The following is a 22,906-nucleotide window of genomic DNA, read 5'->3' on the forward strand; positions in this document are numbered from 1 at the left end:
CGAGCGAGGACAGGCGACTCGTCGGCAACCCTAAACTGAGGCATACCTAAGTCGGTACGCGGGTCCGGTCTATGAACTCATAAGGCGATGTTATGGGTCGGGATCGAGGCGGTCGATGCCATGGGTCGCGATGCAGCGGTCAGCGGTCAGCGGTCAGTGGTCATACGAACGGCCCTGCGGGGTACCTGCGGGCCATGACTGCTGAGGATGTCCCGTCCGCGCCCGGCGCCCCGGCCGGGGAGCAACTGCGGCTGCTGCACGCCGTCTACGGGGCGGGCACCGTCCTGTGGACCGTCTCCCTGTTCGCCGCCGTCCTCGGCCACGACGCCGGCGTGCGCCAGGTCCTGGTCCTGCTCGTCCTGCTGGCCGTCTTCGGGCTGATGTGGCTGTGGTCGGCCTGGCGGCTGTGGCTGGGCGGCACCGCGCAGCCCGTACGGCGGCCCCGGCTCTGAGGGCGGCAATGGCTCTGACGGCGGCTCCGGCGTCGGCCCCCTCGCGCGGGCCGACGCCGCACGGTACGCGGCGCGCGGGAGACGCCCACGCGGGGTGAAGCTCACGGGCGAGGCACGAGGGACCCAGGGGCGAGCGCGCGGGAGCCGGGCACGCAAAGGGGGCCGGACGCCGCCCACCTCCCCAGGACGACGGCGTCCGGCCCCAGCCCGTGGCGCTCAGCGGGTCGTCAGCAACCCCTGGCGCAGCCTGGTCAGCAGCCGGTTGAGCAGGCGGGAGACATGCATCTGGGAGATGCCGAGCCGCTCGCCGATCTCCGCCTGGGTGAGCTCCTCGACGAACCGCATGTGGATGAGCCGGCGGTCCCGCTCGCCGAGATCCGCGAGCAGGGGGGCGAGGCTGTGCAGGTCCTCCACCAGCTCCATGCCCGAGTCCTCGGCGCCGATGAAGTCGGCCAGGACGTTCTCGCCCTCCTCGCTGCCGGCGACGGCGGCGTCCAGCGAGGCGGAGGTGTACCCGTTGGAGGCCACCATCGCGTCGACGACCTCATGCTCGGGGAGGTTCATCAGCTCGGCCAGCTCCTTGGTGGTGGGCTTGCGGCCCAGCCGGCTGCCCAGCTCCTCGGTGGCCTTGGCCAGTTCCACGCGGGCCTCCTGCAGCCGGCGCGGCACGTGCACGGCCCAGGATGTGTCGCGGAAGAACCGCTTGATCTCGCCGACGATGTACGGCACCGCGAACGAGGTGAACTCCACCTCGCGGGTCAGCTCGAACCGGTCGATCGCCTTGATCAGTCCGATCATGCCGACCTGGACGATGTCCTCCATCTCCTCCGGGCCGCGGCTGCGGAAGCGGCCGGCCGCGTAGCGGACGAGGGACATGTTCATCTCGATCAGCGTGTTGCGCGCGTAGCTGTACTCGGGCGTGCCCTCCTCCAGGCGGGTGAGCCGCTCGAAGAACAGCCGGGAGAGGGCGCGCGCGTCGGCCGGGGCGACCTGCGAGGGGTCGGCCACCTCCGGCAGCTCCGTCCGAGCCCCAGTCGCCGCCTTCACCCCTGTGGTCACCGCCATCGTGCGGCCTCCCTCTCAGCCGTGCATGCCTCTTCGTACGCGAACGCCCTGGTGATCACGGGCGATGCGGGGGCGTGTACCCGCCCTGCCGGACCTCACACCCATTTCTTCCGCGGCCGGTGCGTAGGCGCTCGGCGGCTCTGTCCCGGGGAACCTGGGTGGCGGTCGTCGGCGGGGCCTGGGTGGCGGCCCGTCCGGTGGGCGCGGGCGGCGGCCCGTCCGGGATCCGGGCGGCTCGGGCGCTCAGCCGACCGTGGGCCGGTCGCCCAGCGGGACCACCCTGGCGTGCTGTCCGCGCGGGCAGTGCACCAGGCGGTCCTGGAGTCCCAGGGCCCGCGCCTCGGTGAGGAAGTCGTCCAGCGGGGAGCGGAAGACGGAGTAGTCGTCGTAGTGCACGGGCAGGACGCGGGAGCGGTCGAGCCGGCGGGCGAGTTCGGCGCCCTGCGCGCCGTCCATGGTGACCAGGAAGCCGCCCGGCAGCGTGGTGCCGCCCAGATGGAGTACGGCCAGGTCGGCGGCGGGGAAGCGGCGTCCGATCTCGTCGAGACCGTCGTACAGCAGCGTGTCGCCCGAGAGGTACAGCCGGAGCCGGACCGGTCCGTCGCGGGGGCCGAACTCCAGCATGCTGCCCATCACCGGCGGCAGCAGCCGGCGCAGCACCGGCTGGAGCGCGTGCTGCCCGGGCAGTGCGGTCACCCGCACCTGCGCCCCGCCCTGCCGGAACGTGCAGCTCTCCCAGGTGCGCAGGCCGCCCGCCCGCTGGAAACCCTGCCAGGTGCGCAGCCGGCGGGCGGCGTGCGGCGTGGTGACGACGGGCACCGAGCGGTCCAGGTGCCGCCTCGCCCGGCGGTCCCAGTGGTCGCCGTGCAGATGGGAGAGGACCACGGCGTCCAGCGGCGGCAGTTCCGTCACGTCCAGGGCGGGTTCCGTCAGGCGCCGGCTGGTGAGGCCGTACCCGAGATGGGCGTGTTCGCCGCGGTGCAGGAAGTTGGGGTCCGTCAGCAGGGTGAGGCCGCCGTACCGCAGCACGACGGTCGCGGTGCCGATGAAGTGGAGATCGAGGGCGTCGTCGTCGAAGGAGGTCATGGCGCTCCAGGCCCGACGGGGGGTGCCCCGTCCGCCGACTGGGAGGTGGGCTGTGCGTGCGGTCGGCTGCGGTCGGCTCGGACCCGTTCGGAGTACCCCGCCCGGCGCGGGCCCATACGCCTACGCGGTGCCGAGCGGCACCTCGGCGGTGATCTGCTTGCCGCCGGGCCGGGCCACGGCGGTCAGCGCGCGGGCACAGGCCTTCACCAGGTACAGCCCGTGACCGCCGACGCGGGTCCCGTCCCGCTCGCGGACCAGGGGAAGCACCGGGGAGGTGTCCCAGACGGTGATGCCCAGCCGCTCGTGGTCGGCGGACAGCTCCAGCGTCAGGCCGCACGGACCCGGCGCGTGACGCAGGGCGTTGGTGACCAGCTCGCTGACGACGAGCTGGGCGTCCTGCTCGGCACGCCGCGTGACGCGGGTGCGGCACGCGGCGGCCCGGGCCAGGAAGGCATGGACGGCCTGCCGCGCGTCCGCCGTGCGGGCGGCACCGGTGACCCAGGTGGCGCCGTAGCGCAGCGCGGCCACGGAACCGTTGCGTTCCTGGTCGGGCGGTGGGTGATGACCCGGAGCGAAGATCATAGGAGTACCGTCGGGTGGTGCGGATGGTTACGTTTCGTACTGTCTGCCGGAATTACTGCTACCCGGCGTTCCTCCTTCGAAGCCGGGACGCCGCAGATCCACCGCACGGCGGCTGCGGGCCACTGGAGGACGAGCGCCGGCGGCGGGCCTGCCGGGGACCCCTGCTCCCGCGAGGACGGCGGCCCGACCGGCGCAAGGGCGGGCCGAGGGGTGCGCCCGGCCGGCTGAGAGGCCCGCCGGCGGGGCGTGCGCGGCGGCGCTGCGGTGGCCCCCGCGGCGCGCAGCCGTGATGGTGTGCAGTGGGGGGTTTCCTCACCAGTCACGGGGAACACGGCCCTTCCGCGCGCGACGGCCGCCACGGCGCCGCGTGCTCGGGCGGCGACCGGAAGGAGCCTTCGTGGACACGGATGCGCGGGCGGGCGCACGCACCGGCGGCCTGGCGGACGGGCACGACCCCAGGCGCTGGAAGGCCCTGTGGGTCACCCTGACGACCGGCTTCATGAGCCTGCTCGACGTGACCATCGTGGCCGTGGCACTGCCCTCCATCCAGCGCGACCTGAGCGCGTCGGCCGCCTCCGTCCAGTGGGTCGTCTCCGGCTACGCCCTCACCTTCGCCCTCGTCCTGGTGCCGGCGGGCCGGCTGGGTGACGCCATCGGCCGGCGCCGCATCTTCCTGTGGGCGCTGGCCGGGTTCGTGGTGTGCAGCGCCGGCGCGGGCGCGGCGCCCACCGTCACCTGGCTGGTCGTGGCCCGGCTCGCCCAGGGCGCCTGCGCGGGCTGCCTCGCCCCGCAGAACTCCGCCCTGATCCAGCAGATGTTCCGCGGGGCCGAACGCGGCCGGGCCTTCGGCCTCTTCGGCGCCACGGTGGGCGTCTCCAGCGCCGTGGGCCCCATCGCCGGCGGCCTGATCCTGGCGCTGGCCCAGGGTGCGCAGGGCTGGCGCTGGATCTTCTACGTCAACGTGCCGGTCGGCCTGGTCGCGCTGGTGCTCGGCGCGCGGCTGCTGCCGCGGACGGGGCCCGGCCACCGGGAACGGCTGGACCTGCCCGGTGTGGGCCTTCTCGGTGCCGGGGTGCTGGCGCTGATGCTTCCGCTGGTCTTCGGCGAGACCGGCGGTGTGCGACGGCTGTGGTGGATGTTCCTGGCGGGACTGGTCCTGCTGGTCTGCTTCGCCCGCTGGGAACGGCGGGTCGCCGCCCGCCACGGACAGCCGCTGCTGGACCCGCGGCTGCTCACCGGCACGCGCGGCTACGCCTCCGGCGCCGCGGTCGGCGCGCTGTACTTCGTGGGGTTCAGCGGGGTGTGGCTGGTGTTCGCCCTGTTCTTCCAGAACGGCCTCGGCTACAGCCCGCTGCAATCCGGGCTCGCGGTGACGCCGTTCGCCGTCGGCTCCTCCGCCGCCGCGTTCATCACCGGCCGGCTGGTGGAACGGCTGGGCCGGCTGCTCACCGTCATAGGGCTGGTCACGATGGTGGCCTCGTTCCTGGCGACGGCGCTGATCCTGGGGACCGCCTCCCCCGGCGCCGTGGCCTGGCTCGCCGGGCCCGTCCTGTTCGTCGGCGGCCTGGGCAGCGGCTGCGTGATCTCGCCGAACGTCACGATGACGCTGCGGGACGTACCGGTGCGCATGGCCGGGGCGGCCGGCGGGGCGCTGCAGACCGGGCAGCGGCTCGGCGGCGCGGTGGGCACGGCGGTCCTGCCCGGGCTGTTCTACATGGTGCTCGCGGCGACCGGGAAGGACTACCGCACCGCCGTGGCCGCCGCGGTCGGCTCCGCCCTCGTCGCCCTGATGGCGTCGCTGGCCGTCGCCGTCCTCGACTGGCATCGCGACCGCGCCGGGCGGACCGGCCGGCCGCCCCGGCGGACCCCGTCCCAGCACACCCCGGCGGGCAGGGGCTGACCGGAGCGGTCGTACGCGAGCGGGCCCGCCCTGCCCGGCCGCACCCGGCCCTACCGGGCCCCACCCGGTCCGTACGGCCGGGTTTGCCGGCCGCGCCACCGGACACCCGAAGCTGTGACACGGGATCCGACCTGCGACTTGGAGTGGTGAACAGTGGCTGGTGACGAGAAGGCCAAGGCCAAGGCGGAGCAGATGAAGGGCAAGGCCAAGGAGACCGTCGGCCGTGCCGTGGGCAACGAGCGGATGACGGCCGAGGGACAGGCCGAGAAGTCCAAGGGCGATGCCCGCCAGACCAAGGAGAAGGCCAAGGACACCTTCAAGCCCTGAGCGACCGGGCCGGGGCACAAGCCCTCGACCGGCCGACCGACTGACTGACCGATCGACCGGCCGAGGCGACGGCGCGTTCACGCGACCCGCGGGCCCCGTCCGGCGAGAACCCGGCGAAAGCCGGGAACCCGCCGGACGGGGCCCGTTCCCGTTCCCGGCCCGGAGGCCCGGAGGCCCGGTGGTCCGGTGGTCCGGTGGCCCGGCGTCGGGGAGCCTGCCCCCGCGCCGGGGCGGAAGCCGCCCGGGCGCTCGCGCTGCCGTGTGGCGAGGCCGGTGCCGTACCCGGACGCCGCGGTCAGGCGGGGCGCGTGGGGAGCGCGGGGAGCGCGGGGAGCTTCGCCCTCATGCCTCCGAGCGCGGCCGCGGGGCGTGCGGTGGCGCGTGCGGTGCGGGTCACCAGGCCGGCCTGGCGCTGCAGGTCGTGCGCGGCGTGCCGGCCGCGCCACAGCAGCGACGGCGCGCCGCCGGTGTCGTCCACCGCGATCAGCAGACCACCCAGCATGCTCAGGTTCTTGAGGAAATGGACGCGCTGCTCGGCGCGGCTGGACTCTTCCTCCGCCTCCCAGAAGCGATGGCCGGCCACCGTGGTGGGCACCAGCGTCGCGGCCAGGACCAGGGCGGACAGCCGGGGCAGCCGCCCCAGGCCGAGCAGCACGCCCGCGGCGACCTGGACGCCGCCGGTGAGCCGTACGACCTGCTCCGTGCTCTCCGGCAGCACCGGCACGCGGTCCCGGACCGGCCCCACGACGGGCTCGGCGAGCGGGGTCACGTCCTGCGGGCTGCGGACGGAGTTCAGGCCGCCGGCGATGAACATCGAGGCGAGCAGGGGACGACCGGCCACGCGCAGCAGACTCATGGTCCTCTCCAGGGGGTGAGGGTGTGTGCGGCGTGCGCCGGGTTCCCCGCACGCGACACCCGCAATCAGGGGCGGGCCCGCGGGTGCTCCGCGCCCGCGGGCCCGGCCGGGCGGCGCACGGGTTCCTCCTCGGACCCCGGGCCGGGCGGTGCGCGAGCTCCCCGCGGACCCCGGCCCGGGCGGCGCGCGGGCTCCCCGCGGACCCCGGCCCGGCCCCGGGCGGCGCGCGGCCGGTTTCCGCCGGTTCCCCGGGGCGGTCCGGGGAACCCGGCCGGCATGGACGCCCTTCGACGCCCCTGGACCGACCACACGCTCTCCCTGCTCGCCGGCGGATACGCCTGGCTGCCGCAGCGCATGCGGGAGAGCCCCGACCACGTCGTGCAGACCCGGATCATGGGCCGGCCGGCGCTCGCGCTGCGCGGACCGGACGCCGTGCGGTTCTTCTACGACGAGCGCAACGTCCGCCGGCACGGCGCCGTCCCCGGCCCCGTCACGGGCACCCTCTTCGGCCGGGGCGCCGTGCACACGCTGGACGGCACCGCGCACCGCGAGCGCAAGGCGCTGTTCCTGCCGCTGCTGGAGACCGACCGGATCGCCGGGGTCGTCGAGGAGGTCACCGCCGCCTGGGACGAGGCGGTGCCGGCCTGGGGACGGCGCCCCCGCGTGGTGCTCTTCGACGAGGCGGCGGTGGTCCTCACCCGCGGGGTGTGCCGGCGGGCCGGTGTCCCGCTCGCGGACGAGGAGACCGAGGCCGTGGCCCGTGACCTGGTCGCGATGGTCGACGGCTTCGCCACGCCGGGGCCGCGGCACTGGCGGGCCCGGCGCGCCCGGGGCCGCCAGGAGGTCCGGCTGGCCCGGCTGATCGCCGACGTGCGCTCCGGCCGGACCGCCGCCCCGGCCGGCTCGATGCTGGACCGGGTCGCGCGCCACCGGGACGCGGACGGCGAGCGGCTCGGCCCGCACACGGCCGCGGTGGAGCTGCTCAACGTCCTGCGTCCCACGGTCGCCGTCAGCTGGTTTGTCGCCTTCGCCGCCCACGCGCTGCACCGCCGGCCCGAGCTGGGCGAGCGGCTGCGCGGCGGCGACACGGCCTTCACCGCCGCGTTCGTCCACGAGGTGCGCCGCTTCTACCCCTTCGCCCCCTTCCTCGGCGGCCTGGCGGCCCGGGACCTGTCCTGGCGCGGTCACTCGCTCCCGGCCGGCGGGTTGGTCGTCCTCGACGTGTACGGGCAGAACCACGACGAGGAACTGTGGGGCGACCCGTACACCTTCCGTCCGCAGCGGTTCCTCGACCACCCGGTCGAACGCGACGAGCTGATCCCGCAGGGCGGCGCCGACCCGCGCACCGGTCACCGCTGCCCGGGCGAGGGCTTCACCATCGGTCTGCTCGAGGCCCTGGCCGTGCGGCTGGCTCGGCTCGCGTACGAGGTGCCCGACCAGGACCTGCGGATCCCGCTGCGCCGGATTCCGACCCGGCCGCGCAGCGGCTTCGTCGTCGCCGCCGTACGCCCGCGGGAGGGACGCCCGGCCACCGCCGCCCCGGCCGGCGCCGCCCCGGCCGGCGCACGCGGCGGGGGCGCGGTCACCTGACGGCCATGTCCGCCCGCGCGACCGCCGGACGACCGCCCGCGCGACCGCCGGACGACCGCCGGGCAAAACGCCGTGCGGAACACCGGGCGGAACGCGGTGCGCGTACTGCACGCCCCGCACGCCTGTCGCCCCGCACCAGGCGTGCCGCCCGCACCACGCAGGTCGCTCCGCACCGCACCACGATCATCCGGGGGTGTGCCCCGGCCAGGCCGGGGCACCCGACGGGCGGTCAGCGCCACGACCACCGACTTCGGGTCCTCGGGCTCCGAGTCTTCGAGCCCCGAGGCTCCGACCGGCCTCGCGAGCGGCTGCCGACGCGGCCGACAGCGGCCGGCAAACAGCCGACAACAGCGCCAACAAGGCCAACAACGCCAACAGCAAGGAGTGCTGCCATGGGACACGGCGGAGACGTCATCCAGGAACTGACCACAGACCACCGCGAGGTGGAGGAGATCTTCGCGCAGATCGAGGCCCTCCCGACGGGGGACAAGAGGCGCAAGGACCTCGCCGACCAGGCCACCATCGAACTGGTCCGCCACTCCATCGCCGAGGAGATGCACCTGTACCCGGCGGTCCGGCGGCATCTGCCGGACGGCGACGCCATCGCCGACCGGGAGATCGAGGACCACTCGGAGGCCGAGCGGACCATGAAGGACCTGGAGGGCTGCGAGGCCGACGACCCGCGGTTCGACCAGCTCATGGGCCGGCTGATGCGGGAGATCCGCGAGCATGTGACGGACGAGGAGCAGAACCTCTTCCCGCGGCTGCGGCAGAGCGCGAGCCCTGAGGACCTGGAGAAGCTCGGCGAGAAGGTGCGCACGGCGAAGAAGACGGCGCCGACGCGGCCGCACCCCGCCGCTCCGGACACCCCGCCCGCCAACAAGCTGCTGGCACCCGGCGCCGGAATGGTCGACCGCATCCGGGACGCCCTGTCCGGCCGCGGCAAGACCGGCTGAGCGCACGCCCGTGTCCGGGCCGGCGGCGCGCCGGTGACCCCGCCCGCGGGGCCGTGGGACCCCCGTCCGGGTCCCGCGGCCCCGCGGGCGTGTCCGGCGCGCTCACCCACCGCCCCCAGTGGTCACGCTCCGTGAGTGACGGCCGTGCGATCCCGCCCCGCAGCCGTTACCTTCGCAGAGGGCGTCGCGGACGACGAACGACGCCGGGGGAAGGTCGAGGCCACGCCCAGGGAGTCGATGTGAGCCCACACCAGGCGCAGCAGCGCACCCAGGCGGGGGACGGGGACGGCGACGGGAGCGGGATACGGCGCAGACGGTTCATCGGGCTGTGCGCCGCGGCGGCCGGGCTCGCCACGGGAGCGGCGGCCTGCGACAGCACCACCACGATCCATCCGCCGCAGCCCTCGGACTGCCGCCGCCCGGAGGCCGAGCGCAACCGGCTGGGCACCGGCGACTGGCGCATCGGCTCCGCCGGCCGGGCGGACGCGGTGGCCGGCTACGCCGACCGGGTGAGTATCGCACCGGGCGAGGAATGCGGCCTGCACGTGTCGACCACGGCGTCCTCCTTCCGCGTCTCCGCCTTCCGCGTCGGCTGGTACGGCGGCCGGTACGCCCGCCGGGTCTGGCGCTCCGGACCGGTGCGCGGACACGCACGCCCGGCCGGCCGGCTGGAGCCGGGCACCCGCACCGTCCGCGCCGACTGGCCGCGCAGCCTCGCCGTCCCCACCGAGGGCTGGCCCGAGGGGGCCTACCTCCTGCGTCTGGACGCGGACAGCGGCCACCAGCGGTACGTTCCGCTGATCGTGCGCTCCACCGACGGCGCCGGCCGCACCGTCCTGCTGCACGCCCCGGCCACCTGGCAGGCCTACAACCAGTGGGGCGGGCACAGCCTCTACAACGGCCCCGACGGCTCGTACGCCACCCGTTCTCTCACCGTCAGCTTCGACCGGCCCTACGACGGCGACGGCGCGGAGAAGTTCCTGGTCCACGAGTGGGCGGCCGTGGTCCTCGCCGAGCGCCTGGGCATACCGCTCGCGTACACCACCGGCAACGACGTGCACCGCGACCCCACGGTGCTGCGCGGCGCCTCCGCGCTGATCTGCCTGGGCCACGACGAGTACTGGACCCCCGAGCAGCGCCGCCACGTCACCCGGGCCCGGGACGCCGGCACCAACGTCGCCTTCCTCGGCGCCAACACCTGCTTCCGCCGGGTCCGTCTGGAGCCGGGCGAGGCGGGGCCGGGCCGCTCCGTGGTCTGCTACAAGTCCGCGTACCGCGCCGACCCCTGCTACCCCTCCCGCCCGGCGCTGGTCACCACCGACTTCCGGCAGGCCCCCGCCGCCGACCCCGAGTCCTCGCTCACCGGGGTGCTCTACGAGGGCTACCCGGTGGACGCGCCCTACGTCGTCCACGCGGCCGACCACTGGCTGTACGAGGGCACCCGGGTGCGTCCCGGGGAGAGCTTCGACCATCTGGTGGGCGTGGAGTACGACCGGGTCACCCCCGGAGCGCCCGTTCCCGGGTCACTGGAGATCACCGCGCACTCGCCGCTGGTGTGCGGCGGCAACCGCAGCCACAGCGACTCGGCGTACTACACCGTGCCCAGCGGGGCGGGCGTCTTCGCCACCGGCACCATGCGCTGGGTGGAGGCGCTGCTCGCCGGGACCGGGGAGCAGCGGCGCGGCGGCCACGGTCTGGACGCGCGCGCCCGCGCCTTCGTCACCCGGACCACCGAGAACCTGCTGCACGCCTTCGCCGAGGGCCCCGCGGCCCGGCACCGGCCGGCGCCCCGCCCCAACACCCGGGAGCTGTACCGCACGGTGTGAGCGCGGCCCCCGTCGGGCGGCGAGCGGACTCCCGGACTCCCGTCGGACCGCGAGCAGCCCTCCGCCGGGCGGCGCGCGGGCCCTCGCCGGGCGGCGAGTGGTCCCCCGTCAGGCGGTGAGCGCGGCCTCCAGGGTCGGGTAGCAGGGTATGAGGGAGTCCACGCCGACGAGCTGAAGCACCCTCAGGACGGCGTCCTGCGGGGCCGCCAGACACAGCCGCGTCCCGGCCTCCTGGGTGGCCTGGTGGGCGGTGATGAGGGCGTTGATGCCGCTGGAGTCCATGAAGGTCACGGCGCCGAGGTCCACCACGGTGCCCGGGCCGCCGGCCACGCCGGACAGCAGCGCCTCGCGCAACCGCGCGCTGCCGTCGAGGTCGATCTCACCCGCGAGGGTCACGACGCGGGTGCCGTCGTCGGTGGTGGTACGGGTGATCAGCAGCCGTTCGGGCACCGCCGCCCCCTCGGTCTCTGCCACTCTTTCCTCACTTCTTGTGAATTTCTGGCCATGGCCAGGGGGCTGTTGGCCATGATGTTAGGGGGTCGTGAAGCCCGTGACGGGCCCTTGATGAGCACAGGGCGGCTCGCGGGCGTATACGCGGGTGACGCGGGCGCGGGGACACGGGGGTGAAGTCGGGCCGGATGGACGCTGCTTCGGGCCAGGAGCGCACGGAACCCGACGCACTGGCGGAACCAGCGCAACGGGCGGAACCGGCGCAACGGGTGGAACGGGCGGAACGGGTGGATCCCATGGAGCGCACGGCAGTCGCGGAGCACGGCGGAGAGGACGCCGGGGTGCCGTACGCCGCCGTGGACCTGGACGGCGGCCCGGGCTGCATAGCCCGCGCCCGCCGGGTGGCCGCCGCCTTCCTCGGCGCACTGCACTCCGAGCGGGGCCGGCCGGTGTCCTCCCGCGTGCTGGAGGGAACCCAGCTGGTGGTCAGCGAACTGGTCACCAACGCCGTGAAGTACGCGCCCGGCCCGTTGCGGCTGGAACTGCGGGCCGGCGACGGCACCGTGGACGTCACCGTGTGCGACGGCGGCCCCGCCCTGCCGGCTCCCGCGCCCGGCACCGACCCCGGCCGGGTGGGCCGGCACGGCCTGGAGATCGTCCGGGCCCTTGCCCAGGACTTCTCCGTACGGCCGCTGCCCACCGGCAAACGCGTCACCGCGCGCATCGCCCTCACGGACGGCGCGACCGGCCGCTGAGCCCGGTCGCCCGGACCACGCGCGGCGCTGCCTTCCGGGGCGGTGGGCACCGCCCTCGCCCCGCGCCCGCGGGTCGCTACCCGCCGGCGCCCCCGGCCGGTGCTGGGATGGGCGGGGGCGTGGCAGGAAGGAGCGACGATGGAAGGCCACCGGGTGTCCGGGGCGGCGCGGGCCACGGGGGACCGGTTCGCGCGGGCCGAACGGGCGCTCGCCGCGATCGGCACGACGCTCGACGCCCGCCGGACGGCGGGCGAGCTCGCCGCGTTCCTCGTCGCGGAACTGTGCGAGTCGGCCACCGTGGACCTCTTCGTCCACCAGGGGGCGGCGGAGCCGGGGGAGACGGCGGGGCTCGGGAAGGGCGCCCGGTCCGGGGCGCCTGTCGCACCGCTGGGGACGGGCCCCGCCCAGGAACTCGCCGGATCGCGGGAGCCGTCCGCGCCGCCGGTGCCGTTCCGCTCGCGCGAGGTCGCGGAGACCGCGGAGAGCGCGCAGGTCACGGAGGCCGTACAGGCGGTACACGCCGTGCGGGCCGTAGAGCCGGCGGCGGGCCTGCGGGCGCCCGCGGGCGCGGCCGCCCGGGACGGGGACCTGCGGCGCGTGGCCGTGGCCGGGCGGAGGGATCTCCTGGACAGTCTGGAGAAGATCCCGCGCGAGGACGTGTCCGTCCGCGCCCTGGACGCGGGCCATCCGATCACCGCCTCCTTCACCCCTGGCGAGGGCACCGATCTGGTCGCCCTGTCGGTGCCGCTGCTGGCCTGGGGCCGGGTCCACGGTGTCGCCCTCGCCCTGCGGACCGGCCGTCTCTTCGCCGACGACGAGACCGCGGCGGTCCACTACGCGGCCCGGCTGGCCGCCGCGCACCTGCGCCACGCCGAGGAGTACCGGGAGGCCGGCGACCGGGTGTCCGGACCGCGGCGGGTGCCGCCGGCCGACCCCGGCAGACCGCATCCCCACCTGGACCTGGCGACCCGCTACCTGCCCGTCGGCGCCGGGACCCCGGTGGGCGGCGACTGGTGCGAGTCGGTCCGGCTGCGCCACGGCCGCACGCTCCTGGTCATCGGCGACGTCATGGGCCACGGCCTGGACGCGGCCGTCGACATGAACGCCTACCGTTCGATGCTGCGCTACCTCGCCTCCACCGACCTGCCCCCGCACCGCGTCCTGCGCCGGGTGGACGCGGCCATGGCCGAGGAGAGCGGCCGCCGCCCCGCCACCTGTCTGCTCGCCCTGCTGGACCCGGCGCGCGGCACGGCCGCCCTCGCCGGCGCGGGCCACCCTCCGCCGGCCGTGTTCCACCGCGACGGCACCGCCGAACTGGTACGGCTTCCCGTGGGACCGCCGCTCGGCACGGGACTCGGCGGCCACGAGGCGGCGCGTCTGTCCCTCGCCCAGGACGACACGCTGGTCCTGTTCACCGACGGCCTGGTCGAGCGGCGCGGCGAGGACATCGACACCTCGCTGGACCGGCTGGCCGCGCTGCGGGTACGGCCCGGCGCGGACGCCGCCGGCCTGCTGGACGAGATCCTGGACCGGCTCGGCGCGCGGCGCGCGGACGACGACGTGGCGGTCGTCGCGGCCCGCGTGCGGCCATGCCGGTGAGACCGGAACCACCCGACACCCGGCGGGATGCGCGGCCCCCGCCCGCCCACATCGCCACCCGGCGCGGGGTCCGCCCTGGTCCGCCGCGAGCGGCCGCATGCCGCCGCCTCGTCCGTGGCCGACGCCGGCAGGCCCGTACGACGCGGCCCGCCGGCCCCGCCGCGAAGGAGCGCCGCACGCTCGCGTGTTCCGCCACAGTGCCCGGAGGGCCCGGCGCGGGGAGACTGCCCGTGCCCCTGCAAGCTCCGCGTGCCCCTTGCCTGTGCTCGCCGCAGGGTGTGGGGCGCCGCACGCCCCGCGTGCTCGCAACAAGGCGCCGGACGCCGGACGCCGTACGCCGCGCGCTCGCCGCACCGCCCCAACGCCACTGCCACGGCCGTCGGGTCCGCTGCCACTGCCGTCGGGTCCGCCGGCTCGCCCCGCCCAAGTTCGCACCCCCGACCGGCCCCGCGGGGCCCGGGCTCACGCCCGGCCGGTGTCCGCCGGGGTGTTTTCCGCACCCGTGCCGGCGGGTGTGCGGGAGGCCCACAGCGGGCCCGTGAGGCCGACCGGATTGCCGGCGGGGATCAGCCCGGAGTCCAGCACCGCCCGGGCCGGCGGCTCCAGCAGGGCGGCCAGGCGGGCGCTGCCGTCGGGTCCCAGGGCGGTCCACGGCTGTTCGGCCGCCGCGTCCGTGCGTGCCTCCACCTCGGCCCGCAGGGCCGCCCCGGCCGCGGTCGGGGTGCCGTCCCCGGCCAGCAGCCCGCGCTCGCGCAGACCGGCCTCGGCGGCCCGCCACGCCGCCAGGTCCCACTTGCGGGTCTCCCGCAGCAGTGCCGGGTCGGACTCCCCGGCGGCGGCCTTGAGGACCATCGCGTCGACGGGGCCCAGGCCGAGGGCGACCAGCACCGCCACATGCCCGTCCCCGCGGTGTTCGCGCAGGGTGGTCAGGGCCTGCCACAGCCGGACGTGCGGCGCTTCCGGGCGGTCGAGGGCCTGGTTGGCCGCGCCGAGCACACGCCCGGCGGTGTCGGCGGCCGACGCCGCGGTCCATGCCAGGTCGGCGGCCTCGGCCAGCCGGGAACCGGTGACGGCGTCCGTTCCCAGCACGCGGGTCAGCGCGGCGTCCATCGCGCGCTCGCGGGCCGCGAGGACCTTCTCCGGGGAGGCGTGGCGCCAGGCGTCCGGCAGGGCCCGTGCCACCCGGTCGGGGTGGAAGACGTGGAAGCAGCCGGTGACGACCGGGGCGGCGACCGGTCCGAGCGGGGCCGCGCGCATCGCGAAGTAGCCCATCCAGAAGCCGAGCAGACCGGCCCCGGCCGCTTCGCGCCGGGCCTCCGGTGCGAAGTAGATCAAGGAGTGGACCGGTTCGAACCGCTCCCACATCGCCCGTGCCAGACCGTCACCCACACCCGATCCTCCCGCCCGCGGGCCGTCGGCCCGCCCCGGGCAGCAGCATGCTCCATGACGCAGGTCATAACAAGCCCGGCGCCGGCTCCGCCGACCCGCTTCCGGGCGGGCGGCGGCACCTCACCCGCGGCCGCCGTTCGCCCGCAGCAGGAGCACGGCGATGTCGTCGGTGTGCCGCCCCGTGGGCCGGGTGCGCTCGATGAGCACGTCGATCAGCTTCTCCAGGTCCTGCTCGTCGGTGCCGGCCAGCCGGCGGGCGAGACCGTCCACGGTCTCCGCGGTGTCGACGCCGCGCACCTCCACCAGGCCGTCGGTGTAGAGGGCCAGGACCGCCTCCGGCGGCAGGGCGGCGGTGGTCACGGGATAGCGGGCGCGCGGATCGACGCCCAGCAGCGGTCCCGGGTCCACCCGCAGCGCCCTCGTCAGGCCCGGCTCCTGGCGCAGCAGCGGCGGCATGTGCCCGGCGCTGGCGAGCGCCACCTCGTTGCGGGCCAGGTCGAGGTGGACGTACAGACAGGACACCAGCAGATCGGACTCCAGATCCGTGAGCAGCCGATTGGTGCAGGCCAGCACCCGGTCCGGGGACGCCCCCGCGGTGGCGTGCGAGTGGATCGCGGTGCGGACCTGGCCCATGAGGGCCGCCGCCGCGATGTTGTGGCCCTCCACGTCGCCGATGACCGCGGCCGCCGTGGTGTCGCCGAGGCGCAGCAGGTCGTAGAAGTCGCCGCCGATCTGCAGCCCGTGGCCGGCGGGCAGGTACCGGGCCGCCACGTCCAGCCCGGGCAGCGCGGGCAGGGTGCGCGGCAGCAGGTTGCGCTGGAGCTCCTGGGCCAGGCGCTGCTTGCTGTCGTAGAGCCGTGCCCGGTCCAGGGCCTGGGCGATCAGCACGGCCAGCGAGGTCAGCACCGCGCGCTCGTCCGAGCCGAAGGCGTGCGGCCTCTCGTAGGACAGGACGCAGCAGCCCACCGGGCGTCCCGTGATGCCGAGGGGGAGGAACGCCCACGCCCGCTTGCCGCTGATGTGGGGCGCCCGGGGATGGCGGCGGGCCATCTCGCCGGGGTCGGAGTAGAAGGCGGGGACGCCGGTGGCCAGCACCTGGCCGGCCGGGGTCAGATCGGTCTCCAGGGGCAGCCCGTCGAGGCGGTCGATGGCGTCGGCCGGGTAGCCGCGACAGCCGATGATCTTCAGCCGGCCGGCGTCGGCGGCGGACAGCACCAGGCCCTGGGCGCCGAAGGCCGGCAGGACGTGGTCGGCGAGCAGGCCGACGAGATCGTCCACCCCGACGGCCTCGGTGAGGGTGGTGGCCACGTGGACCAGTTGGTAGAGACGTCCGGTCGGCGCGGCCACCTGCGCCGGCCCGCCGGCCGGCGGCGCGGCGGCGGGCCGCTTCTCCGCGCCGGGCCGGACGCGGACGCTGATGCCGCTGTCGTCGGGGTACATCTCGAAGGTCAGCCAGTGGTCCGGCGGGCGCAGGGCGGTGAAGGTCCGGGGCGCCCGGGCGATGACCGCCGTGCGGTAGTGGTCCTCGTAGACGGGGTCGTCCAGCCAGGGCAGCGCCTGCCAGGGCCGCGCGCCCAGCAGCAGTTCGGCGTCCCGGCCCAGCAGCCGGGCGGCGGAGGAGCTGAGGTAGGTGATCCGGCCTTCCAGGTCCAGGGCCACCGAGCCCTCGGGCAGGCGTTCGGCGTAATCGGCGGCGGCCAGTTCGGCGTGGACGGTGCGCCGCCGGCCGGCGGCGGTGACGAGGCGCGGCTGGGAGGGCAGTTCGGGGGGCCGGGGAGCGTCCTCCAGGAGGCGGGTCAGGCGGCGGGCGTGGGACGTCATGTGGCCGCGTTCCCGGGAGGACGGCTGCCGGGCGGTCTCGGTGGCCCACAGCAGGACCAGCGCGCCCCAGCAGCGGTGCGCCCCGGTCAGCGGGAGCGCCGCCACGGCGAAGGGGTGGGGCAGGGAGGCGGCCACCCGCGGATAGCGCCGGGCCAGCTCCGGCTGGCTGCCGATCCAGACCAGCCGTTCCTCCCGGACCGCGTCGGCCAGTGGCCCCGGAGTGCGCAGCGGCACCTGCTGCCAGGGGACGGTGAACTCGGACGGCACTCCGCACACCGCGACCAGCCGCAGCACCGGCTGCGCCTCCTCGGTCAGGAACAGACCACCGATGGTGGCTCCGGTGGAGCGCACGGTCCCGGCCAGGGCCGCGCCCAGGGTCGCGCTCAGGGCGTCGGACGGCGGGTCGCCGGCGTCCCGCGCCGGATCGGTGCCGGACATGGTGTGCTCCCCTCCGGTGTCGGGGCGGGCGTCGTCCGCCGGACGGGGCACGGGCGGATGGCCGCACCGTGCCGTGGCACATGTCCCTTTTACCCGGACCGTGCGCCGGGATACGGGGCCGGCGTACGGCGGTCCCGGCGGTCCCGGGGGCTGCGCCCCTGCACCCCCCTTTGCCGCACCCGGCCCGCCCGACTCGGTGGGGAGAGGAGTCGCCGCCACGGGGCTGCGCCCCGGACCCCATGCGGGGCTGCGCCCCTGCGCACCACGGGCGGGGGCTGCGCCCCCTGCACCCCCCTTTGCCGCACCCGGCCCGCCCGACTCGGTGGGGAGAGGAGTCGCCGCCACGGGGCTGCGCCCCGGACCCCAGCGGGGCTTCGCCCCTGCACCCCGGCGGGGGCTGCGCCCCCTGCACCCCCATGTGCCCCATCCGACCCGCCCGACTCGGTGGGGTGGGAGGTTGCCGTCACGGGGCTGCGCCCCGGACCCCATGCGGGGCTCCGCCCCTGCACCCCGCGGGGCTGGGCCCCAGCGGGGCCGGCCGGTAGCACTGGACGGCATGCAGGGGCCTCAACGGCATACAGGGGGACGCGACGCGTACGGGACGGCTCACGCGCCGTCGGGGTCAGGCGAGTGCCACCACGAGTGCGGCCAGGACGGTCAGCGCCGCCACGGGGACCATGAGCAGGCGGGCGCGTTCCGTCCAGGCCGGCGGGCTGCGGCGTGGACCCGACGTGGGTCCCGCGGTCGCGGGCCGGGCTTGCCGGCCCGCGGCGTCCGCCCCGGCCGGGACGAGGCCGGGGTCGAGCAGCGAGCGGCACCAGGGACAGTCGCCGTCCTCCCACGCTTCCATGCCGCGCTCAACGACCCGCACCGGCCCGGGCAACGCCCACGCCCACCATCGTGATGCCGCCGTCACCGGTCCGTGAGCGACCGGTGTCCGCAGGAGTCCCTCCGCCCGCGTCACGGGACCGTGATCCCGCGGGGTACGGGAACGGCGGGCACCGTGCCGGCGGACGCCTCCCACGCGCCCGCGCCCGCGCCCGACCCGGTGCCCCACGGCCGCAGCAGCGGCGGCGGCGACGTGCCGCCGTCCGGGCCGAAGCCCCACTGCCCGGGAGCGGGAGCGGGAGCGGGAGCGGGAGCGGGAGAGGGAGCGGGAGAGGGAGGAGTGGGAGAGGGCGTGGGGGCAGGGGCGGGGGCCGGTGCCGGTGGTGAGCCGGGCCGCCGCCGGCCGGAGGTCTCCGCACCGGCCCGGCCGGCCGGGCGATGAGTGCTGTCCATGCCGGGGCAAACGGCGCTCGCCCCCCGTCCGTACGCGTCCGGACCGCCCCGCTCACCGCATCAGGTGAGTTCACCCCTCCAACGGACGCGTCCGCTCGTGCGAAAAGCAGCCCGCGGGACAACCGGCCACGACCCGCCGTGGGCGCCCCGGGTCAGTTCTTCCCCGGGGTCAGCTCGGCCAGCAGCAGCGTCCGGTCGTCCCTGGCGTCCTCCTCGCCGGACGCGCCCTCGAGCAGCCGGCGGCACAGCACCGTCAGCGCCTCCGGGCGCGCGAGGTCCGGCACCTCGACGGTCCCGGTGTCCAGGGCGCCGGCCAGCCGGGCCATGCCCTGGTCGATGTCACGGGTCCGGGACTCGACGAGTCCGTCGCTGTAGAGGAGCAGCACCGTGGGCTCGGACAGGTGCAGCACGGTCGGCTCCCAGCGGCCCGTGCCCAGCCCCAGCGGCAGACCCGCGCTCTTCAGCGCGACCGGCGCCGTGGGCCCGCCCGGTCCGCGGATCAGCGGCGGCGGGTGCCCGGCCCCGACGAAGGTGCAGGTGTGCAGGCCGGCGTCCCACTCCGCGTACATGCAGGTGGCGAAGGAGGCGCCGGGTGTGTCCGCGGCCACCGCGTCGAGCCGCTCCATGAGCTCGGTCGGGCCGATGCCGAGCCCCGCCAGCGTACGCACGGCGGTCCGCAGCTGGATCATGGCGACGGCGGACTCCGGGCCATGGCCCATGGCGTCCCCGACGATCATGGCCACCTTCCGGCCGCCCCGGGGCAGGACGTCGTACCAGTCCCCGCCGATGACGTTGTCCTGCCCGGCCGGACGGTAGCCGTGGGCCACCCGGCAGCTCGCGAAGGCCCGGCCGGTGTCGGGGAGCAGGCTGCGCCGTATGGCCAGCGCGGTGCGGCGTTCGCGTTCGTAGCGCCGGGCGTTGTCGAGCGCGACGCAGGCCCGCGCGCCGAGCGACTCCACGGCCACCGCCTCGCCCCGCGTGAACGGCTCCCGGTCCGCGCCCCGGGTGCAGGCGATGAAACCCACGGCCGTTCCGCGCAGCCGCAGCGGGACGATGAGGAACGAGCCGCTGCGCAGCAGCGCGGCCACGCCCGCGTCGTCCGGGCCGGTCCTGCGCAGCCGTTCGAAGGTGTGGTGGTCCACGCCGTCCAGCAGCTGGGCCTGCCCGGTGGCCAGGGCACGGGCGTACGGCGTCTCCCGGGGGAACACCAGCACCTCGCCGACCGGGAGCAGGCGCTCCCAGTGCTCCGTGGCGTCCGACCCTATGCGCAGCGCGAGCCGCCGCGCCTCGATCTGCGGCGGATCGGCCGTCGTCCGCGCCTGCTCCTCCAGCAGCCAGCGCTGCAGCAGGTACACCGAGGCGGCGTCGCAGAAGCCCGGCGCCAGCGCGTGCACGACATGACGGCCGGTCAGGTGCAGATCGAGTTCCGAGCCGATGGCGTCGGCCGCGGGGGAGAAGTGCGACCGGCGGCGCGCGGGTGCCGGCGCGGTGGGTGCGGGTGCGGGTGCGGGTGCGTCGGGCGTGTGCGCGGGTGCGGCGAGTGGGGGTGCGGCGAGTGCGGGGTCGTCGGGCTGACCGCGTTGTGTCTTCCGCAGGGTCGTGGCCTTCCGGGTGGGGCCGGTCGCGGCCGGGGGAAGAGGGGCCGTCGCGGCCGTGGGGTGGTCGGCCGGCAGCTCCTCGTATGCCGATGGCAACTATATGATGCAAAGTCAACATCGCCGTACACCAGGGGAGTTGGTCATGCCGGACGAGGGCGGTCTGCCGCGGGGCGTGGATCCGGGCAAAGCGAGCGTGGCCCGGATGTACGACGCCATGCTGGGCGGCGAGCACAACTTCGCCATCGACCGGGAGGCGGTGGCCGCGTTCACCGCCATCGACCCGCAGGTCCGCACCCTGGCCCGCGCCAACCGCGCCTTCCTGGGGCGCGCCGTCCGCTTCCTGGCCGCCGCCGGCGTACGCCAGTTCATCGACCTGGGCTCCGGCATACCCACCCAGGGCAACGTCCATGAGGTCGCGCAGGCCGCCGCCCCGGGCGCCAGGGTCGTGTACGTCGACAACGACCCCGTCGCGGTCGCCCACAGCGAGGCTCTGCTGGCCGGCAACCCGGACGCGACGATCGTGGCCGCGGACATCCGCAAGCCCGACACGGTGCTGTCCTCGCCGCAGGTGCGGGACCACATCGACTTCGGCCGGCCCGTGGCCGTCCTGATGATCACGATCCTGCACTTCGTCACGCCCGAGGAGGATCCGGCCGGCATCGTGGCCGCCTTCCGCGACGCGCTGCCCGCGGGCAGCTGGCTGGCCCTGACCCACGCGACGGACGAGGACCGCCCGGACACGGCCGCCGCCGTCGGGCAGCTGTACCGCGACCGGGCCACCTCCCCGGTCACGGCACGCTCCCACGACGAGATCGCGGCCCTCTTCGACGGCTTCGACCTGGTGGAGCCGGGACTGGTGTATGTCCCGCTGTGGCGCCCGGACCGCCCGCAGGACGTCCCCGAGAACCCCTCCCAGTACTGGGTGTACGCCGGAGTGGGCCGCAAGACCCCGTAGCGCGCGGCGCGCCGCGGGGTCAGGCGGGCCGGATCGCGCTGTGGATGGCCTGGGGGCCGGCGAAGAAGACCGACTCCTCACGGATCGACGCCCCCGGGCTCGGCGCGTGGACCATCGTGCCGTTGCCCCCGTACAGGCCGACGTGACTGGCGTCCGCGTAGAAGAACACCAGGTCTCCGGGGTGCAGTTCGGCCAGCTGGACCGGTGTGCCGGAGACGGCCTGGTCCGGCGCGGTGCGCGGCAGCGCCACCCCGGCGGCCCGCCAGGCGGCCTGGGTGAGGCTGGAGCAGTCGTAGGAGTCCGGGCCGGTCGCACCCCAGACGCACGGCTTGCCGATCTGGGCGCGCGCGAAGGCGAGTGCCTTGGCGGCCTTGCGCTCGTACGCGGAGGCGGGTGACGCGTCCACGGCCGGGGCGGCGGCGCTCTCGGCGGGCACGACCGGTGCCGGGGCGGGCGCGGCGACGGGCGCGGCGGGTGCCGCCGCGGCTGGTGCCGGGCCGAGGGAGCCGCTGGAGGGGAGCGGACCGAAGAGCGGGTCCGCGTCGAAGAGTTGGTCCGCGCCGGGGAGTGCGTCGGCACCGGGGAGCGGGTCCGCGGTGAGTGGCAGGGCGGCCGTGGCCAAGGGCTGCGCGGCCGTGTCGAAGGGCTGCCCGGCCGGGTCGAGCGGGGAGGCGGCGGGGAAGGCCGGGCCCGCGGGCGCTTGCGGCTGCCGCACCGGTGCCGGCGCGGGCGGCACCGTCGGCCGGACCTCCTGCGGCGGGGGCCAGGCGGTCGCGGCGGCGGGGGCCGGCCAGGAGTCCGCGGCGGCCGGCGCCGCGGCGGGAGCGGTCCAGGACGTGCCGGTGGTGGCGGGCGTGAGCCAGGACTCTCCCGTGGCCGAGGCGGGCGCCGGCCAGGAGGACTGCCCGGCCGGGGCGGGCCGGCTCCGCGGCGCCGGGGTGACCCAGGACTCCTGGGCCGCGGGCGTCCCGGCGGCCCCGGCGGGCTGCGCGCTCCACGGCGCGGTGGCCTGCCCGCCCGGCGTCCCGGCGGCCCCCGGGAGGTCGCCGCGCAGCCCCTCCTCCGAGACCCGTGGCGCGGGCACCCGGACCCGCGCGGCCGGGGCGGCCGCGGTGTCGTCGGCCCGGGCCAGGCCCTCGAACCCGGCCGGCAGTACGGCGGTCGCGGTCAGGGACCCGGCCGCGCCGGCCGGCACCCCGCCCGTTCCCGCCGGCGGTCCGAGGGGATCGGTGAGCGCGTCCGGGGCGGCGACGGGCGACGGCGCCGCCGTCGGTCCGCCGGGCAGTGCGGCCGCCGCCCCGGCCGGCAACTGGGCCAGGGAACCGGTGTCCACCACGGCCGTCGCGGCGGAGCCGGCGGTCAGCTCCGCCACCGGCCCGGCCGGAAGCGCCCCCGCCGAGGGCAGCTCCGGCACGGCCCGGGCGCCGGACGGCCCGGACGGGCCCGCCGTCAGCTCCAGCGGCGCGGAACGGGCGCCCCCCGGCCCGCCCAGCCCCAACGCCTCCGCCGGACCCCTGCGCGACGCCGCACCGGCGGACCTGGCGGGCCTGGGCACCCGGTCGGGCGGCAGAGCGGCCGGAACGCTCGGGCCCAACTGGGCGCGAGCCACGTCGAACCACTCCTTGGCCACGCTCTCCAGCACCGGATCCGCCCGGCGCGGGGCGCGCCCCGACGCGGAGTCGAAGCGGGTACGCCCGCCCTTGCTCATCGCACGGGTGGCGTTGAAGTTCCCGGTGTCGGTCTCAGCCCGGTCGTAGAGACTGCTGATCCTCCGCTGAACCTCGGGAGAGGGTCGTTCCGGCGCCAAGGAGGACGCACTCCTTCCATAGCCGCCTGCCTGCTCAGCTGTCCGGTTCGGGCGGACGGTGCTGCGGAAGGCAATGCCCCACGACCCACGCCGGACTCGGCGGAGGTCGCACGATCCGACGGGATTCGACGGAGGCAATCGTGCGGCCTGGACGTCAACTTAGCGAACGTGTG

General features: G+C 76.2%; 19 protein-coding genes. 9 read left to right on the forward strand and 10 right to left on the reverse strand.

Annotated features, from left to right (window positions below; genetic code table 11):
- Positions 1-194 precede the first annotated feature (194 nt).
- Positions 195-452, forward strand: a complete 258-nt coding sequence (locus ACI2LW_RS27640; RefSeq protein ID WP_404733943.1) for a hypothetical protein — start codon at positions 195-197, stop codon at positions 450-452.
- Positions 453-668: 216 nt separating this feature from the next.
- Here the strand turns inward: ACI2LW_RS27640 and ACI2LW_RS27645 are convergent, their stop codons facing one another.
- From ACI2LW_RS27645 to ACI2LW_RS27655, 3 genes are all read right to left on the reverse strand, one after another.
- Positions 669-1,517, reverse strand: coding sequence for a SigB/SigF/SigG family RNA polymerase sigma factor (locus tag ACI2LW_RS27645; RefSeq protein ID WP_404733944.1), 849 nt, complete (start codon positions 1,515-1,517; stop codon positions 669-671).
- Between the two features lie 243 nt (positions 1,518-1,760).
- Positions 1,761-2,603, reverse strand: a complete 843-nt coding sequence (locus ACI2LW_RS27650) for an MBL fold metallo-hydrolase (protein ID WP_404733945.1) — start codon at positions 2,601-2,603, stop codon at positions 1,761-1,763.
- Positions 2,604-2,723: 120 nt separating this feature from the next.
- Positions 2,724-3,185 carry an ATP-binding protein gene (locus ACI2LW_RS27655; RefSeq protein WP_404733946.1) on the reverse strand — a complete coding sequence of 154 codons (462 nt, stop codon included), beginning with the start codon at positions 3,183-3,185 and terminating at the stop codon, positions 2,724-2,726.
- A gap of 397 nt (positions 3,186-3,582) precedes the next feature.
- On the opposite strand from ACI2LW_RS27655, the gene ACI2LW_RS27660 reads away from it, so the two are divergent.
- Together ACI2LW_RS27660 and ACI2LW_RS27665 are read left to right on the forward strand one after the other, a co-directional pair.
- Complete coding sequence (locus ACI2LW_RS27660; protein ID WP_404733947.1) at positions 3,583-5,085, forward strand: MFS transporter; 1,503 nt, start codon at positions 3,583-3,585, stop codon at positions 5,083-5,085.
- Positions 5,086-5,238: 153 nt separating this feature from the next.
- Positions 5,239-5,412, forward strand: a complete 174-nt coding sequence (locus ACI2LW_RS27665) for a CsbD family protein (RefSeq protein ID WP_404733948.1) — start codon at positions 5,239-5,241, stop codon at positions 5,410-5,412.
- Positions 5,413-5,707: 295 nt separating this feature from the next.
- On the opposite strand, the gene ACI2LW_RS27670 is transcribed toward ACI2LW_RS27665, so the two are convergent.
- Positions 5,708-6,268 (reverse strand): DoxX family membrane protein, encoded by a 561-nt coding sequence (locus ACI2LW_RS27670; protein WP_404733949.1) that lies wholly within the window; start codon positions 6,266-6,268, stop codon positions 5,708-5,710.
- 276 nt (positions 6,269-6,544) lie between these two features.
- Here ACI2LW_RS27670 and ACI2LW_RS27675 point away from each other — a divergent pair, with 276 nt between their 5' ends.
- The 3 genes from ACI2LW_RS27675 to ACI2LW_RS27685 all read left to right on the forward strand — a co-directional run bounded on the left by ACI2LW_RS27675 (position 6,545) and on the right by ACI2LW_RS27685 (position 10,640).
- Positions 6,545-7,858, forward strand: a complete 1,314-nt coding sequence (locus ACI2LW_RS27675; RefSeq protein WP_404733950.1) for a cytochrome P450 — start codon at positions 6,545-6,547, stop codon at positions 7,856-7,858.
- Between the two features lie 392 nt (positions 7,859-8,250).
- Positions 8,251-8,814, forward strand: a complete 564-nt coding sequence (locus ACI2LW_RS27680; protein WP_404733951.1) for a hemerythrin domain-containing protein — start codon at positions 8,251-8,253, stop codon at positions 8,812-8,814.
- A gap of 239 nt (positions 8,815-9,053) precedes the next feature.
- On the forward strand, positions 9,054-10,640 hold the full coding sequence (locus ACI2LW_RS27685; protein ID WP_404733952.1) for a N,N-dimethylformamidase beta subunit family domain-containing protein: 1,587 nt from the start codon (positions 9,054-9,056) through the stop codon (positions 10,638-10,640).
- Between the two features lie 108 nt (positions 10,641-10,748).
- On the opposite strand, the gene ACI2LW_RS27690 is transcribed toward ACI2LW_RS27685, so the two are convergent.
- Positions 10,749-11,114: an STAS domain-containing protein gene (locus ACI2LW_RS27690; protein WP_404733953.1), complete on the reverse strand. Its 366-nt coding sequence runs from the start codon at positions 11,112-11,114 to the stop codon at positions 10,749-10,751.
- A gap of 272 nt (positions 11,115-11,386) precedes the next feature.
- Between ACI2LW_RS27690 and ACI2LW_RS27695 the strand changes: the two genes are divergently transcribed.
- A complete protein-coding gene (locus tag ACI2LW_RS27695) occupies positions 11,387-11,845 on the forward strand; it encodes an ATP-binding protein (protein ID WP_404733954.1) in 459 nt (152 codons plus the stop codon).
- Positions 11,846-11,983: 138 nt separating this feature from the next.
- Positions 11,984-13,444 (forward strand): PP2C family protein-serine/threonine phosphatase, encoded by a 1,461-nt coding sequence (locus tag ACI2LW_RS27700; protein WP_404733955.1) that lies wholly within the window; start codon positions 11,984-11,986, stop codon positions 13,442-13,444.
- Between the two features lie 462 nt (positions 13,445-13,906).
- Here ACI2LW_RS27700 and ACI2LW_RS27705 read toward each other — a convergent pair whose 3' ends face one another.
- The 4 genes from ACI2LW_RS27705 to ACI2LW_RS27720 form a co-directional block, all read right to left on the reverse strand.
- Positions 13,907-14,833 carry a hypothetical protein gene (locus ACI2LW_RS27705; RefSeq protein WP_404733956.1) on the reverse strand — a complete coding sequence of 309 codons (927 nt, stop codon included), beginning with the start codon at positions 14,831-14,833 and terminating at the stop codon, positions 13,907-13,909.
- A 120-nt stretch (positions 14,834-14,953) separates the two neighbouring features.
- Entirely contained in the window at positions 14,954-17,092 is a 2,139-nt protein-coding gene (locus ACI2LW_RS27710) for a SpoIIE family protein phosphatase (protein ID WP_404733957.1), read from the reverse strand.
- Between the two features lie 622 nt (positions 17,093-17,714).
- A complete protein-coding gene (locus ACI2LW_RS27715; protein ID WP_404733958.1) occupies positions 17,715-17,942 on the reverse strand; it encodes a hypothetical protein in 228 nt (75 codons plus the stop codon).
- Positions 17,943-18,525: 583 nt separating this feature from the next.
- Entirely contained in the window at positions 18,526-20,067 is a 1,542-nt protein-coding gene (locus ACI2LW_RS27720; RefSeq protein WP_404733959.1) for a PP2C family protein-serine/threonine phosphatase, read from the reverse strand.
- Between the two features lie 46 nt (positions 20,068-20,113).
- Between ACI2LW_RS27720 and ACI2LW_RS27725 the strand changes: the two genes are divergently transcribed.
- Positions 20,114-20,926, forward strand: coding sequence for an SAM-dependent methyltransferase (locus ACI2LW_RS27725; protein ID WP_404733960.1), 813 nt, complete (start codon positions 20,114-20,116; stop codon positions 20,924-20,926).
- Positions 20,927-20,945: 19 nt separating this feature from the next.
- Here ACI2LW_RS27725 and ACI2LW_RS27730 read toward each other — a convergent pair whose 3' ends face one another.
- Positions 20,946-22,733 (reverse strand): C40 family peptidase, encoded by a 1,788-nt coding sequence (locus tag ACI2LW_RS27730; RefSeq protein ID WP_404733961.1) that lies wholly within the window; start codon positions 22,731-22,733, stop codon positions 20,946-20,948.
- Between the last annotated feature and the right edge of the window lie 173 nt (positions 22,734-22,906).

It is taken from the genome of Streptomyces sp. NPDC004065 (assembly GCF_044903565.1).
Classification (GTDB): domain Bacteria; phylum Actinomycetota; class Actinomycetes; order Streptomycetales; family Streptomycetaceae; genus Streptomyces.